This window comes from Paraburkholderia sp. Ac-20342 (assembly GCF_017104985.1).
GTDB lineage: Bacteria > Pseudomonadota > Gammaproteobacteria > Burkholderiales > Burkholderiaceae > Paraburkholderia.
This window is the reverse complement of sequence record NZ_JAAGPQ010000033.1, coordinates 34,167-48,344: the sequence shown is the minus strand read 5'-3', so window position 1 is coordinate 48,344 and position 14,178 is coordinate 34,167. Positions and strand designations below refer to the sequence as shown.

The following is a 14,178-nucleotide window of genomic DNA, read 5'->3' as shown; positions in this document are numbered from 1 at the left end:
CAGGCGGAGACACCTTGCCGACAAGGCTTCTGCAACCTTGTGTAAAGCGGCTTGCCTCAACACGCAACAAACTGTAAAAACGTTCTCAATTCGCCTTCGCGTAGCGTAGCCGTTCTTTTCGCGGCGATTTCTACGGTAAGGCATCCAGCCAGACCGGCATGTGACCTAACTCACACGCCGGGGCAGTCAGCATAACACTCCATTCGCACCAACGAGGTGCGCAGCAAATTACATACCATGAAGATTGCCATCCTCGACGATTATCAGGACGCCGTCCGCAAGCTCGACTGCTTTCAATTGTTGGCCGATCACGAAGTCAAAGTTTTCAACAACACGGTACGCGGTCTCGGTCAGCTGGCGAGCCGGCTAACCGAAGTCGACGCGCTCGTCCTGATTCGCGAACGCACCCGCATCACCTCGCAACTGCTCGACAAATTGCCGCGTTTGCGCATGATCAGCCAAACCGGCAAGGTAGCGGGCCACATCGACCTCGCGGCCTGTACCGAGCGCGGCATCGCCGTGCTCGAGGGCAGCGGCTCGCCGTACGCGCCGGCCGAACTGACGTGGGCACTCATCATGGCCGCCCAGCGCCGTATTCCGCAATACGTAGCAAACCTTAAGCAGGGCGCCTGGCAGCAGTCGGGGCTGAAGACGTCCGCGCTGCCGCCGAACTTCGGTCTCGGCCAGGTGCTGCGCGGGCAGACACTCGGCATCTGGGGCTACGGCAAGATCGGCCGGCTGGTCGCCGGCTACGGCAAGGCATTCGGCATGAACGTGCTGGTCTGGGGCCGCGAGCACTCGCGCGAAGCCGCGCGCGCCGACGGCTATGGCGTCGCCGAAAGCCGCGAGGCGCTGTTCGAGAATAGCGACGTGCTGTCGCTGCATCTGCGCCTGCACGACGACACGCGCGGCATCGTCAAGCAGGACGACCTGATGCGCATGAAGCCGACCGCGCTGCTCGTCAACACGAGCCGGGCCGAACTGCTCGAGGAAAACGCGCTCCTGAGCGCGCTGTCGCACAACCGTCCGGGCATGGTCGCGATCGACGTGTACGAAAGCGAGCCGATCCTGCAGGGCTACAGCCTGCTGCGCATGGAGAACGTGATCTGCACGCCGCACATCGGGTATGTGGAGCGCGAGAGCTACGAGCTGTATTTCGGCGCCGCGTTCAAGAACATTCTCGCGTTCGATTCCGGCGATACCGCGAACGTGGCGAATCCTGAAGCGCTGCAGGGCGGGCGTCGACGGTAAGCGAGGCAGGTAGCCGTATAAGTGCGGATGCCGGGCCACGGCTCGGCGTCCGGCTCATGCGCCGCGCGCGGCCGGAAGCGCGCGACTTGCGGGCGCGGCGCCCGCCTCGCTCAGCGCACTTCGTGCGCCCCCGCTTCCATCAAGGCAGGCATGCGTTCGAGGAAGACCTCGCCATCGGCGCGCCCGAGGTTGTACGCGTGGACCATCTGCGAAGGACTCGTGTAATCCCAGCTCGAAATCGGCACCTTGCGCGACGGCTGCACATAGAGCCGCTGCTGCACGCCATGCGGCACGACGAACATCTGCGGCCGCGGATAAAGACGCGTGACCATCACGAGCACGTTGCCCGGCACATCGGCGTCGAGCGCGCCGACCGGCACGTTGTCGACCATGCCGCCGTCCAGCACCGGCCGGCCGTTGCGGCGCAGAACCGGCGTGAACGGCGGCGTACTCGATGATTGCAGGATCAGATCCGCGAGATCCTCGACGCTCGCGCAATCCTGCGCGCGCACGAATTCCGGATGAAAGCCGAGCGTCTGTCCCAACGTGGGATGCAAGGTCTTGCGCACGTATTTCTCGATGTTGTACGCGATCAGCCCCGCGGCGACCGCGCTCCTCGCGCCGAGCCAGCGCGGCAGATGCGACACGCCGATGCGAATCTCCGGCGCATGCGCGAGCTTCGAAAATTTTTCGCCGCAGATATCGAGCAGCGCCTGACGGTAGATGCGGTAATGCGGAAACACCGACTCGCCGCGCAGCAGATTGCCCCAGTGCGCATTGCGCGTGTTGTGGCGCAGCGCGTCTTCGTAATAGCGCATGACCCACTCGGAATCGTCGCGCGTGTAAAGCATGCAGGCGGTGGCGGCGCCGGCCGAAATGCCGGCGATCACGCGCGGACGAATGTCGAACTGCGGCTGCACGACATCCCAGAAACCCGCCTGCCACCAGCAGCGGTTGCCGCCGCCGGCGAATACGACCTGATCGAACATCCTGCTTTTCCTTGCTGTTTCTGCTATTTCTGCTGCCCGTTTATGTATGGCGAGGAGTGACGCGCTTCGTCCGGGCTTTCAGTCGAGCAACGCGTAAGTCGTGGTCGCGTGGACGGCCATATTGCCGCTTTCGTCGAACAGCTCGACTTCGCCGAACACGAGATTGCGGCCCATGCGGAGCACGCGCGCCTCGATCAGCACGTCGCCTTTGCGAACCGCGCGCATGAAGCTGATGTTCAGCGACACCGTGGTCATCGGCCTGAAGCCGCCGAGCGCGGCGGTAATCGCGACGATCATCGCGGTATCGGCGGCTGCCATGAACACCTGGCCGCTGATAATGCCGCCCGAGTGACGCCATTCACCGGAAAACGGCAGACGCAGCGTCGCACTTTCCTCGTCGGCCTTGACTGGCGTCAGCGTCAGCGCGCGGACCCAAGGCGCGAGGACCCGGTCGAGCAGCTCGGCAATCTCTTTCTCATTCATGGCAATCCCCGGTCGAAAGCCGCACGACGCATCGCGCGGCGAGGTGTCCGCGACATGATACCGGGACGCCCCGACGCCACGATGTTTTCAAGGCAGCGGCTTTGTCGAGGGAAGACTCCAGCCCACGCGATGTGATTTCTTAATAAATTTGCGAAAAGGGCTTGGCAATCTCAAAAAGTTACTGCATAATCTCGCTTCTGTTTGGGGCGTTAGCTCAGTTGGTAGAGCAGCGGACTCTTAATCCGTAGGTCGAGTGTTCGAGTCACTCACGCCCCACCAAGAATTACGAAGCCCGGTCAGCGAAAGCTGACCGGGCTTTTTCATTTCTTCATGGGTATTTACCGCGAGATATTGAGGATTGTTGCAGACAGAATTTCGCCATCCGTCAGGCGTCCATCGCCCGCTCTCGCGCCACCCTCTCCTCTATCTCCCCACCACCGCCCGCGCATGAACGCGACCTGCCAGGTCACGCGAAACGCGCCTTCACCGAATCGACCGGCTCACGCGATGCGCCCGTCGGACGAACAGGCATCTCAGACTCAAACACTATCGAGATACAACACCCAGGGCCGCCCTCGCGAACGCTGACGTGCGCGTTATGCAGCCGCGCAATCGCCGCAACGAGGCTCAGTCCGATCCCACTGCCGGCGGTTGTCGTACCGGTCTGGTGCTCAGCGCGATAGAACGGCTGGAACACCAGGTCTCGTTCGGCAACCGGAATGCCGGGGCCCGTATCCCTGACTTCGATGGTTACCTTGCCATCTCGCTGATGCAGCGCCACGGTGATGGCTCCGCCCGGCGGCGTGAATTTCAGCGCGTTCTCGACCAGGTTGCCGAATGCGCTAAACAGCAGGTCTGCCTCTCCGTTGACGATCACCGGCACGCACGGCAACAGCTCAAGCGTAATTGAAAGGTCCTCGGCGGGAGCTTCGTAGAAGTCGATGACATCATTCAGGACATCTTGCAAGTTCAGCGGGCCCTTCCTGGCGAGGCCCGCGGCTTCGCCTATCTGCGCCATTCGCAGGAGAGCGGAGAAGCGCGTCATGACAATGTCGGACTGCTGGAGTGCGGTGTCGATCACCTGCTCGTATTCGGTGACGCTCATGATGCGCCGGCGCGTGCTTTCGAGAGTGCCTCGCATGCGCGTCATCGGCGTGCGCACTTCGTGTGCGATACCGGCGCAGATGCCTTGTATGTCTCTAATCAGACGTTCGACTTCGTCGAGCATCGAATTCACCACGGCCGTAATCTTGTCGATGTCGTCCCCACTGCCCGACAGCGGCAGGCGATGATCGAGCCGGCCCGACGCGATCCGCTGGGTCGCCCGGCGTACATCGCGCAAGCGGCGGGCTGCCACGGCGTTCAGAAGCGTACCGCTGACCATGCCGATGACGAGTGTAAAGACAAGACTGCCCCCCGCGATCAGCAGCAACACCTTGTCGAAGTGCCTCTCTCCATCAGTCGATCGTGCGGTGACAAAAATGCCGCCGGACGGCAAACGCACCACGACGCCGCGATAGTGGCGTTGCACCGCGCCGGCATGGTGCCCGAGGGTCGCAATGTAATCGAACGGCTTGCCGTCGACCTCGCCCGGCAACGTCTCGAAGGCGCCGACGAGATGCTCGCCGTGTGGGCCGAAATAGCCGAATGGCCGTCTGTTCTCCGGGTCTTCCGACGTGTACATCGCAATACGCGCCGGGATCTCGTTCGTCGGCAAATGCTGGATTTGCTCCACTTTCAGAAAGAGATGCTCATCGATCTCGCCAATCGAATGCCGAATGGTGACCCAGCACAGGAGCGAAAAGAGGCCGATCGCAATCACGACCTGCAGGCAGAACAACAGCCAGGGCGAAGGCTGGCGAAACAGCAAACGCAGCTTATACATGCAGAACCCACCCGGCGCCGTGCACGTTGTGAATCAGCTGCGGCAACTTTCCGTCGAGGCTGATCTTGCGACGCAAGCGCGTCAGATGGATGGCGATCACGTCGCTCTGTACATCCGCGTGATAATTCCAGCCCGCCTCGAACAGCATGTTGCGCGTGACGACGTTTCCTGCATTCCGGATCAGAAAGGCGAGCAGCTTGCTTTCACGCGGCTTGAGGTTGATGACGGTGCCGCGCCGCGTTGCGTGGCCCGTCAACGTGTCGAGCGTCAGGTCGCCGAACGTCAGGGTCGAGTCGTCGCGCCCGCCCGCCTGGCCGCGTAGCAGCACGTTGAGACGCGCCGTCAGTTCGTCGAAATAAAATGGCTTCACGAGATAATCGTCCGCGCCGGCATGCAGACCCTTCACGCGTGTGTCGACCGCGTCGAGTGCGCTCAACAGCAGGATCGGGACACGTTGGCCGAGGTTGCGCAAGGTCGACAACACGGAAAAACCATCGACTTCCGGCAGCATGATGTCGAGCACGATGGCATCGAAGCGCCGCGCGAGCGCCCGCGACAGACCTTGCCAGCCGGTCAGTGCCTGTTCGACCGAGAAGCCGTAGTCTTCGAGCGCGCGCGTAATCTGGTCGGAAGTCGGCTTGTCGTCTTCGATAACAAGTATGTGCGACGCGTGCACATGGGGGCCAGATAGGTTATTGGCAGCAGGATTCATGAAAGGCGTACCGTCGCGGATGCCCGCTTTCGTCACAATCGTGGGCAAATGTCCGGGTGATTCTAACGACCGAACAAGTCAATTTCACTGCGCGTCGTCCAGAGCGAACGTCACCCACAGTTGCTTCGACAGTGTCTTGCCGGCGAGCTCAGGTGCGGGTTTGGGGTACGCGGCGTCGTGTACCGCCGCGAGCGCGGCGCGGTCGAGCTGGCCGACGCCGCTCGATACGACGACCCGCACATCCGACACCGCTCCATCGCGATAGGTAAAAGCCACGCGCGTGCGTCCGCTCACGCCGGCCATGCGAGCAGACTCCGGGTAGCGCAACGCGGATTGGACCGCAGCCCGCAACGCGGCATCGAAGCTCGGATTCACCGCGCCCGCGGACGGTGCGGGCGGTGGCGGCGGCGGCGCTGGAGGTGCCGGATCGGTAGCCGGTTCGCTGGGCTGAGCAGTCGGCGGCGGGGCCGGCGGGGTAGCCGGAGTCGCCGGCTGCAACGGGGCAGCGTGATGCACGGGCACGGGCGAGTGCCGTGGAGGCGCAATCGGCTTCGCGACAGGCACGGGCTCGGGCGGCTTGGGTGCCGGCGCGGGCGGCGCCACCGGTGCCGCTACCGGCGCGAGCGCCAGCAACGTGACGGCGGGCGGCGGCGGCGGTGGTGGAGCCTTTTTCGCAAGCAGTCCGAATGCGCCTGCCAGCACTAACGCCTCGACGAGGAGCGCGAGGGGGACGGCGCGATGGAGGTCGAGGTGCGCACGAGGCGCCTTGCTCGACGTTACGCTCAGTTCGGGTACGGTCGCCATATCACTTCGACGCGGGTTGCGTGGCCATGGAAATCTGCGAGATGCCGGCCGCGCGGCAGGCATCCATCAACGAAACGAGCTGCTGAATCCGGGCACCCTTCGCACCGACGATCGTCACGGCCGTGTGCGCTGCATCGGGGCGTGCCTGCAGCATGGCGGTCAGTTCGCCCAGCGCCATCGTGCGGCCATCGACCGATAGCGTGCCGTCTTCGGCCAACGTCACCGTCACTTTCGCCGGCGGCAGTTCCTGCGTGCTCGAACTTGCGGGTAACTGCGTGCGCAGCCCTGCGTTCGGAATCATGTGCAGCGTAATCATGATGAAGAACACCAGTAGAAAGAACATGATGTCGATCATCGGGATGATCTCGATGCGCGCCTTGCGGGCTTCGAAGTACTTCATCATCACGTCCTTTGGGGTGCGAGTTTAACGACACCGGCATCCGGCACTTCGCGCACTTCCTTCTGCACCTCGCGCGGCACGCCTGTAAGCCGGTTAACCAGCGCGGCCTTCAGCGTTTCGAGTTGATGCATCAGCGTGCGCACGCGTTTCTCCAGACCATTGAAGAACACCAGGCCGATCATCGCCACGAACAGGCCCGAAGCCGTCGCCACCAACGCCTCGGCGACGCCGCCCGTGACCTGGGTCGGCGCATTGCCCGGGTTCGACAGCACCTGGAACGCGTTGAACATGCCGACGATGGTGCCGAACAGGCCGAGCAGCGGCGCCAGCGTGACGACGGTGTCGAGCACCCACAGGAAGCGGTCGACGCGCGGTGCTTCGCGCATGATCGTCTCTTCGAGTGACGCGTCGAGGTCTTCGCGCGACGCACGGTTCGCGAGGTGGGCCGCAGTGGTCAGCACGCGTTCGACCGGCAGACCGGAGAATTGCGCCGCGCAAGTCGTGAGCTTCGACGTATCGAGCGCGCCCAGGGTGTCGATGCGCTCGAGCGCCGCCCGGGTGCTGCCCATCGCGCGGTGCAGGAACGACAGCCGCTCGATGATGACGGTCAGTGCAACGAACAACATGAAGACGATGACGTAAAGTACGCCGCCCGAATCGTTCGCGAAGTGAGTGAATTGAGTGATGTTCATGGATATGTTCGCCTGAAATTAGAAATCGACCTGAACCGTGCCGAACACCGAGCGTCCGGCCTGCGTCCAGTAGAGCGGGGTCTTGGCAGCGTCTGCGCCGAAACCGAAGAACCCGTTGATACCCGTGCGGTTAAAGAGGTTGTCGAGTTGCAGGCCGACGCGCACGTCGTGGACCATCGATGTGGCGGGCTTGAACGTGTAGCCCACGGAGAGATCGGTCTGCGCAAAGCCGCCGATCGGGATCTGGTTGCCCGTGGTGCCGTACTGCCGGCCGATGAACTTCGTGATCAACGAGCCGGTCAGCGGTCCGCGTTCATAGAGCAGGCCTGCTGCCGCTGTCTTGTTCGGCGTGAACGGCATCCAGGAGTTGTCGCTGTGCTGCTTCGCCGAGTTGAACGTCAGGTTTCCGTACAGGCTGAAGCCGAGCCCCGCGTAGTACGTCGCTTCCGTTTCGATGCCCTTGTAGGTCGCCGCGCCGGCATTCGAGTAGAACGTGTTGCCGCCGATGTTCACGCTCGTGATTTCATTGGCGAACTTGATGTAGTACAGGTCGACGGAAGCCGTCAGGCGGTCGGTCTTATAGGTGGTGCCGATCTGATAGTTGTCCGTTCGCTGGGGGTCAGGCTGGCTGTTGGCCGTCAGGTTAGGAATGTTGAACGTATTCAGATTGGGCGCGAGAAAGCCTTGTGCATACTGGGCGTAGGCGCTCCAGTTCGAATTGATCTTCTCGTGGATCTGCAGCGAGGGCAGCACCTTCGTCCAGGTCTGGCCGTAGTCGGCCGGCAGGCCCGAGCCCTGGTTCATGGCCGAATAGAGGTCGCGGCGGAACAGCGCGTATTTCACGCCGGGGGTGACCGTGAAGCCGTACGGCAGCTTCCAGGCGTACTGGATGTACGGCTGGAAAGTGGTCAGCGTGTTGGTCATCGAAAACATCGGCGCCACGAACGCGAAGTTCTGGGTGGCGTTGGCTTCGACCCGGTCGCGGAAGTTGGTCTGGTAAGCGAACCAGGCGCCGAACTCGAGCGAACCGGGGCCGATGTCTCTTTGCGCGCGCACCACGTCGCCCCAGGCCCGGTAGTCGCTTTCCTGCTCCTGGCCGGCAACGTTGCCGGCGGGGAGGTACGGGCCCTTCGTCGAAAATGCGTTGTACGGCAAGCTGCTGTTCGGCGACACACCCTGGAAGCCGGTGTGGTAGTACCCGTAGGTATAAAGCTTGTTGTCGATCGCCCACTGCGCGACCTTCGTCTGGACGCCGATGTACTCGAAGTCCGTATTGACCAGGTCGTAGTTATAGCCCGAATACGCCTGGCTCAGCGGGTTGCTGGAGAGGCCATAGTTAGGGCCGAACTCCGCAATCTGGGCCTCGGAGGAGCCATATGGCGTGTTCTGATGAATCTTGTTATAGGTGCCGAACAGGGTGAGCACCGTCGAGTCGCCAAGCGGCTTCTCGAATTTGAAGTAGGCGTTCTCGCGACGCTGGGAGGCGCCGGTCAGATAACCGTCGCTGCTGCTTTGCGTGTAGCCGAACGTCGCGCGCGCGTCGCCCAGCTGCTGCAGATCGCCCGTGTTGAGCTCGGCGCCGGCGAGCCAGGTGTTGTAGCTGCCATACGTGCCGAGCAGAGCGGCCGACGGGGTCATCGACGGGATCAACGACTCCATCGCGATCGTGCCGCCGAACGTGGCGAAGCCGATTTGCGAAGCGTCGCCCGGGCCACGATCGACGGTGAGGCGGTTAATCGCCTGCGACGAGAAAAACGACGTCGAGTGATGCGTGAAGTTGTTCGCATCGCCAAACGGTATCCCGTCGAACGTCACGTTGTACTGCCCGTCCTGAAAACCGCGGATAGACATGGTGGGCGACTCCATCAAGCCGGGACCGTTCGGCGAGATGCTCGAGACGCTCGGCGCGATGTTCATGATGTCGCTGTAGTTCTCGGTCGGCGCGGTGCTGTTCTGGATGTAGTGATGGCTGATCGTCGACTGCGGCTCGGTGGCCGTGAGCGAGCCTTGCGTCGGCGCTTGCGCGGGCGCGGTCTGCACGTTTTTCGAGCCGGTCGGCGCATTGGCCGGCGACGACGATGTGGCGGTGCTCTGCACGGAGCCGAGATCGCCCGCCTCCTGCGCATGAGCGAACTGGATACCGGACATGCACAGTGCGGCCAGAACGCACTGCGTCAACGGTTTCATGCGGAACGGCGAAAGTAGCTGTTGCATCTTGTTATGCCCTTGCTTTCCAGTACTGAATCGGGGTCCGAAATTGATTGAGGGTGCCATGTTAAAAACCACGCATTATTCGCAGGTGACAGGTATTCGTATGAATTTAGCTATCCTGATCGGCGGGAGGAACTTCCCCCCGCCTTCTGCCTCTTTGATGCACTGAGGCGTTACGGGAGATCAACCCTTGACTTTGTATATCTCGAGACCGGCCTCGGGAGCCGAGGTCCGGGTATGCGGAACATAAAGCTGATCCAGGCTCGGGACGAGAACCGAGGTCTTGCCTCCGTGCGTATCGATCCGCGCAATTTCGTGGTAGTGGTCGGCGTCGTCCTGCTGATAGGCCGTCAGGCCTTGGGCCGCGCTCACATAGATGCGCTTCGTCCGTGCGTCGTACGTCATGTCGTCGCCCCCTTCCGCGCAGCCGTAGGTCGCGATCGTCGCGCCGGTGTCGGAGTTGAGAACGAACAGCTTGCCCGGCTTCTTGTCGGCCACGAACAACCGGTGGTTTTTGGCGTCGAATGCCATCGGCGTGTTCAGCGTGAGGCCCGGTACCGACCAGGTTTGCACGAGGGCATTCCTGTTCATATCGATGATGCCGATCGTGGACTTGTCGCGGATATTCACGAACATGCGGCGGGTGGCCTGGTCGATCGTCAGCGAATGAAGACTGCCCGACTCGATGGGGATCTCACCCTTGGTCTTGAGGTCTTCGGTCGAGATAATGTGAATCGTCGAATGAGTAGGGTGCTCGCCCGGCTCGCTGGCAACGAGATAGAAATCCCGGGTCTTCGGGTCATAGCCGGCGGAATCCGGTGTGCCGTCGATATCGATCCGCTTGATCAGGTGCAGATCCGACCCGTCGAGAACCTTGACCGCCTTGTCACCGCCGTCGGCCACGAACAGCTCGTTTTTCTCGACGTTAAGAGCGAGCGAATGAGGCGTGGTGACCGGGCCGCCGCTCATCAGATGCTCACCGGTCTTGAGGTTGAACACGTCGATCGAATGGTGGTTTTCCACCGAGACGTAGAGGCGGTTGCGCTTGAGGTCGACGGCAAAATGGTCGAAATCGCCGTCGTTGATGTCGGGCAGCGGAATAGTCTTGATCAGCTTGACCGGCTCGTCGGGCGTCGCGGCATGGACTGCCGGTCCCAACAAGAAGGTAAGCGCGACTGCTGTGCCACTGAGAGCCTGATTGAGTTTCAATTTACTAATCTCGCAACGTATCTGTCTGCCGCACAACGGGCGACAGAATCGTCGACTGCCGCGGCGCAATGTTTTACGGATCCCGACGTGGCATGCCCTGTCGCGGTATCCGCATCCCGATTGAAAATGTGCCCGTCGTAAAGTGCTCTGGATCGGCCTCAAGTACCGATGAGGCGTTCGGCAGCGCAACGCAATCGCCAGGAGCCGACTTCCGTCCGTTCACATAACCGTGGCAGATCATGAGCTTTGCATGTGAATCTGTCGGGACTCGAAAATTACAAGTTCGACGGAACTCTTTTGCAAAGACCGGGGCAAGGGTGCCGTGCCCCGACGCCGGATGACGGCGGCCGCCGGTCATCGCGCCACACTTCAGGCGCGGTGGCTCGCATGGGGATCCGGAACCAAAAAGAGGAAATTTCAGGCTAACTAATTAATCAGAAGCCCTATGTGGTTAAGATCAGACACATCGCTTTCTTCAGCGCTTTCTTCAGCGCTTTCCTCAGTGCTTTCTTCATACTAACCAGATCGTTCACTGCTCCCCTGTTCCAGAAGAACGGCTCTGTCAATCTTGTAATTTTCGAGTCCCGACAGATTCACATCCCAGGCTCACTATCTGTTGCCGCTCACATGAGCGAACGAAAGCTCGCCCCTGCCATTCGAGTTGAGCCTTGATCGCAGCGTAGTCAATCCACTGCGTGCTCATATTCGCCATCACATCGCTGGCGCCGCGGCTATTTTTATCATTGCGCAAAAGACCAGCCAGAACCGGCTCACTCCGCGCGCGACATTCAGTTAGCAGAAGACGCATCGATATGTCCGAGCAACACCCCGTTGTGCCCATTGGTGGTACCCATCGCCGCTCCCTTCCGGGATGGATTCGTGCGTCTTCCGCCTATGCCTTGGCGCCGCTGTTGCTGGGTTTGCTGACGGCTTGCACGCTCGTGCCGACCTATCGGCGTCCCGACACGCCGATGGCGCAAAGCTGGGACGGCGCGGCCCGGTCATCGCTTGCCGATGCGGTCACGGTCAGGAGCGCATGGTGGCGAAACTATCAGGACCCGCAACTCAACGAGTTGGTCGAACGCAGCCTGCAGAACAATTTTTCGCTCGCCTCGGCCGTGGCGAGCGTGAACCTGGCCCGCGCCAACGCCGAGAGGGCCGGTGCGCCGCTCTACCCGACCCTCTCGGCAGGCGGCACGTTCGCTCGTACTCACCAGCGCACCAACGCCTCCGGCCCCACCAGTCCGAATTCGTCGAACAATGGCCAGAGCCTGTTTGCCGAAGCCAGCTACGAGATCGACTTCTGGGGACTCAATTCGGCCAATGCCGACGCCGCACGGCTGCTCGCGCGGGCCTCCGAATTTGATCGCGACACCGTGGCATTGACGTTGACCGCGTCGGTTACCGATACCTATTTCCAGATCCAGAGCTTGCGGCAGCGGCTGAGCCTGGCGCATGCCATCGAGAGTAATGCCAGGCATATTCTCGACTTGCTGCTGGCCCAACAGCAGGCCGGCGTCGCAACGCAACTTCAGGTCGAGCAGCAGCGCAATGCGCTGGCGACGTTCCAGGCCGCGATACCCGCGCTGCTGCAGCAACTCGAGCAAAGCATGCATCTGCTTGCCACGCTGGAAGGCGTGGCACCCGAGCAGTTCATGCTCGGCGCGGCACAGATCGACGATATTCCGATTCCGCAGCCGCTCCCGAATTTGCCGGCGACCTTGCTCGAAACGCGCCCGGATATCCGCTCGAAGGAAGCCCAGTTGCAGTCGCAAAACTACAGCGTGGGCGCGGCGCGCGCGGCCTTCCTGCCGAATCTGGTGCTGACCGCGGACGGTGGCCTGAGCAGCAATACGCTCACGCGTTTTCTCTCGAGCCCGTTCAGCAGTCTCGCGGCAACGCTCGCTGCACCGCTTCTGGATGGCGGCGCATTGCGCGGGCAGTTGCACGCGAATCAGGCCGGGTTCGCGAAAGCGACCGCCGACTATCGTCAGACCGTCGTCTCCGCCTTGCAGGATGTCGAGGATTCTCTGACGGCGCAGCAGCAAGGCGCCTTGGCGGAAACGGCGGAACGCGCCGCTGCCGACGCGGCGACCCAAGCGGCGGCACTCGCCGAGGCGCAATTCCGGGGCGGCACGATCGACTTCCTGAGCGTGCTCGATGCACAACGGACCCGTTATCAAGCCCAGGACGCGCTCGCGCAGGCACTCCTGCAACGTTTGCAGGCATCGGTGAGCGTATTTCGGGCCTTCGGCGGCGGTGCCGGAATGACCACCGATACACCCACGCCTGTGGCTGCAATTTCATCCTCCATCTCTCATTGAATTTCGAACCCCTAATGAACCTCCGGGAAGATTTCTTGGCGTCGCCGCAGCGGCGCACGCGCCGCCCTTTGTTCGCCTGGACCGGTGGCGTCGCGCTGGCGCTGGTACTGGCCTGGTGGGTGTGGCCGAAACACGCGGCCAGTGCCGCGGCTGCGGCGGTGCCCGTCGATGCCGGCCATGCGGTGCTGATGGATTTCCCGATCAGGGTCGCATCGGTCGGTACGGTCGAGGCGCTCAACACGGTCGATGTCAAGGTCCGTGTCGACGGGCAGGTGCAGCGCATTGCCTTTAACGAAGGCCAGGACGTCCGCGCCGGCCAGCTTCTCGCACAACTCGACCAAGGGCCGCTGACGGCGCAACTCCACCAGGCCGAAGCGGCGCAGCGCAAAGACCAGGCGAGCCTGAACAATGCGCGGCTCGACCTCGAACGCTACAGCAAGCTTGTCGGCATGGGTGCGGCGACCTCGCAAGGCGTCGATACCGCGCGTGCCCAGGTCGAATCGCTCGCCGCGACGGTCGCGGCCGACGCGGCGCTGGTGCAAAGCGACCAGCTGCAGCTCGGTTTCACGACGCTGCGCGCACCGTTCGCGGGGCGTGTCGGTGTGCGCGAAGCCGACATCGGCCAGGTGGTCCATCCGACCGATGCCAACGGCATTGCGACGGTCACCCAGATGGAACCGATCACGGTGGTGTTCTCGGTCCCGCAGGACGTGCTTCCCGAGCTGCTCGCGAAACAGGCCGGCAGCGCGTTGCCGGTCAACGTCACGCCGCGTACCGGCGACGCCGTTCTGGCGCAAGGCTCGCTGGTCTTCATCGACAGCCACGTCGATCCGACGACGGGCCAGATCAGGCTGAAGGCATCGTTCACCAACCAGGACCGCAAGCTGTGGCCCGGCGAACTGGTGAATGCACAGATCCTGTTGCACACCGACCGCCAGCGTGTTGCGGTACCGGACCGCGCGATCGTCAACAGTCAGTCCGGCACGCAGCTTTATGTCCTCGATAAGAACGGCCGGGCGCAACTGAGACCGGTGAAAACCGGCAACAGCGTCGACGGCATGACCGAGATCGACGCCGGTATCGACACCGCCGATCTGATCGTGTTCGACGGACAAAGCCGGCTCGATCCCGGCACGCAGGCGGCTGCCAACATCGTCGCGACGACTGCGCAGCCCGCAGCCGTCCCCTCTGTCACCTCCATTCAATAAGACAGCGCCT

Annotated in this window: 12 protein-coding genes and 1 tRNA gene; 4 read left to right on the top strand and 9 right to left on the bottom strand. The window is 62.3% G+C overall.

The window, feature by feature from the left end; genetic code table 11:
* The first annotated feature begins 237 nt into the window (after window positions 1–237).
* Window positions 238–1,251, top strand: a complete 1,014-nt coding sequence (locus tag G3N58_RS15715) for a D-2-hydroxyacid dehydrogenase family protein (protein ID WP_167042094.1) — start codon at window positions 238–240, stop codon at window positions 1,249–1,251.
* Between the two features lie 110 nt (window positions 1,252–1,361).
* On the opposite strand, the gene G3N58_RS15710 is transcribed toward G3N58_RS15715, so the two are convergent.
* Both G3N58_RS15710 and G3N58_RS15705 read right to left on the bottom strand, forming a co-directional pair.
* On the bottom strand, window positions 1,362–2,240 hold the full coding sequence (locus G3N58_RS15710) for a patatin-like phospholipase family protein (protein ID WP_167284501.1): 879 nt from the start codon (window positions 2,238–2,240) through the stop codon (window positions 1,362–1,364).
* Between the two features lie 78 nt (window positions 2,241–2,318).
* A complete protein-coding gene (locus tag G3N58_RS15705) occupies window positions 2,319–2,723 on the bottom strand; it encodes a PaaI family thioesterase (RefSeq protein WP_167042090.1) in 405 nt (134 codons plus the stop codon).
* 203 nt (window positions 2,724–2,926) lie between these two features.
* On the opposite strand from G3N58_RS15705, the gene G3N58_RS15700 reads away from it, so the two are divergent.
* Window positions 2,927–3,002 (top strand) — tRNA-Lys (locus tag G3N58_RS15700).
* Between the two features lie 187 nt (window positions 3,003–3,189).
* Here the strand turns inward: G3N58_RS15700 and G3N58_RS15695 are convergent.
* The 7 genes from G3N58_RS15695 to G3N58_RS15665 all read right to left on the bottom strand — a co-directional run bounded on the left by G3N58_RS15695 (window position 3,190) and on the right by G3N58_RS15665 (window position 10,636).
* Complete coding sequence (locus tag G3N58_RS15695) at window positions 3,190–4,608, bottom strand: HAMP domain-containing sensor histidine kinase (RefSeq protein WP_205999588.1); 1,419 nt, start codon at window positions 4,606–4,608, stop codon at window positions 3,190–3,192.
* The gene (locus tag G3N58_RS15690; RefSeq protein ID WP_167042082.1) at window positions 4,601–5,320 is read right to left on the bottom strand and encodes a response regulator transcription factor; all 720 of its coding nucleotides are present in this window, start codon (window positions 5,318–5,320) and stop codon (window positions 4,601–4,603) included. The genes G3N58_RS15695 and G3N58_RS15690 overlap by 8 nt, the downstream gene beginning before the upstream one ends.
* A gap of 84 nt (window positions 5,321–5,404) precedes the next feature.
* Window positions 5,405–6,124 carry a TonB family protein gene (locus tag G3N58_RS15685; protein WP_205999587.1) on the bottom strand — a complete coding sequence of 240 codons (720 nt, stop codon included), beginning with the start codon at window positions 6,122–6,124 and terminating at the stop codon, window positions 5,405–5,407.
* Between the two features lies 1 nt (window position 6,125).
* Complete coding sequence (locus G3N58_RS15680) at window positions 6,126–6,527, bottom strand: biopolymer transporter ExbD (RefSeq protein ID WP_240158933.1); 402 nt, start codon at window positions 6,525–6,527, stop codon at window positions 6,126–6,128.
* Entirely contained in the window at window positions 6,527–7,216 is a 690-nt protein-coding gene (locus G3N58_RS15675) for a MotA/TolQ/ExbB proton channel family protein (RefSeq protein WP_167042079.1), read from the bottom strand. Before G3N58_RS15675 ends, G3N58_RS15680 begins: the two co-directional genes overlap by 1 nt.
* 18 nt (window positions 7,217–7,234) lie before the next feature.
* On the bottom strand, window positions 7,235–9,430 hold the full coding sequence (locus G3N58_RS15670) for a TonB-dependent receptor (protein WP_205999586.1): 2,196 nt from the start codon (window positions 9,428–9,430) through the stop codon (window positions 7,235–7,237).
* 180 nt (window positions 9,431–9,610) lie between these two features.
* Window positions 9,611–10,636 (bottom strand): hypothetical protein, encoded by a 1,026-nt coding sequence (locus G3N58_RS15665; RefSeq protein ID WP_167042075.1) that lies wholly within the window; start codon window positions 10,634–10,636, stop codon window positions 9,611–9,613.
* 812 nt (window positions 10,637–11,448) lie between these two features.
* Between G3N58_RS15665 and G3N58_RS15660 the strand changes: the two genes are divergently transcribed.
* Both G3N58_RS15660 and G3N58_RS15655 read left to right on the top strand, forming a co-directional pair.
* The gene (locus G3N58_RS15660; protein WP_205999585.1) at window positions 11,449–12,960 is read left to right on the top strand and encodes an efflux transporter outer membrane subunit; all 1,512 of its coding nucleotides are present in this window, start codon (window positions 11,449–11,451) and stop codon (window positions 12,958–12,960) included.
* A gap of 68 nt (window positions 12,961–13,028) precedes the next feature.
* Window positions 13,029–14,168 (top strand): efflux RND transporter periplasmic adaptor subunit, encoded by a 1,140-nt coding sequence (locus tag G3N58_RS15655; RefSeq protein ID WP_205999584.1) that lies wholly within the window; start codon window positions 13,029–13,031, stop codon window positions 14,166–14,168.
* The last annotated feature ends 10 nt before the right edge of the window (window positions 14,169–14,178 follow it).

Bases quoted from the DNA above. Each gene is read 5' to 3' on its own strand.
- G3N58_RS15675 (WP_167042079.1), bottom strand. From the start codon at position 7,216: ATGAACATCACTCAATTCACTCACTTCGCGAACGATTCGGGCGGCGTA.
- G3N58_RS15705 (WP_167042090.1), bottom strand. From the start codon at position 2,723: ATGAATGAGAAAGAGATTGCCGAGCTGCTCGACCGGGTCCTCGCGCCT.
- G3N58_RS15715 (WP_167042094.1), top strand. From the start codon at position 238: ATGAAGATTGCCATCCTCGACGATTATCAGGACGCCGTCCGCAAGCTC.
- G3N58_RS15670 (WP_205999586.1), bottom strand. From the start codon at position 9,430: ATGCAACAGCTACTTTCGCCGTTCCGCATGAAACCGTTGACGCAGTGC.
- G3N58_RS15680 (WP_240158933.1), bottom strand. From the start codon at position 6,527: ATGATGAAGTACTTCGAAGCCCGCAAGGCGCGCATCGAGATCATCCCG.
- G3N58_RS15695 (WP_205999588.1), bottom strand. From the start codon at position 4,608: ATGTATAAGCTGCGTTTGCTGTTTCGCCAGCCTTCGCCCTGGCTGTTG.
- G3N58_RS15660 (WP_205999585.1), top strand. From the start codon at position 11,449: ATGTCCGAGCAACACCCCGTTGTGCCCATTGGTGGTACCCATCGCCGC.
- G3N58_RS15690 (WP_167042082.1), bottom strand. From the start codon at position 5,320: ATGAATCCTGCTGCCAATAACCTATCTGGCCCCCATGTGCACGCGTCG.
- G3N58_RS15710 (WP_167284501.1), bottom strand. From the start codon at position 2,240: ATGTTCGATCAGGTCGTATTCGCCGGCGGCGGCAACCGCTGCTGGTGG.
- G3N58_RS15685 (WP_205999587.1), bottom strand. From the start codon at position 6,124: ATGGCGACCGTACCCGAACTGAGCGTAACGTCGAGCAAGGCGCCTCGT.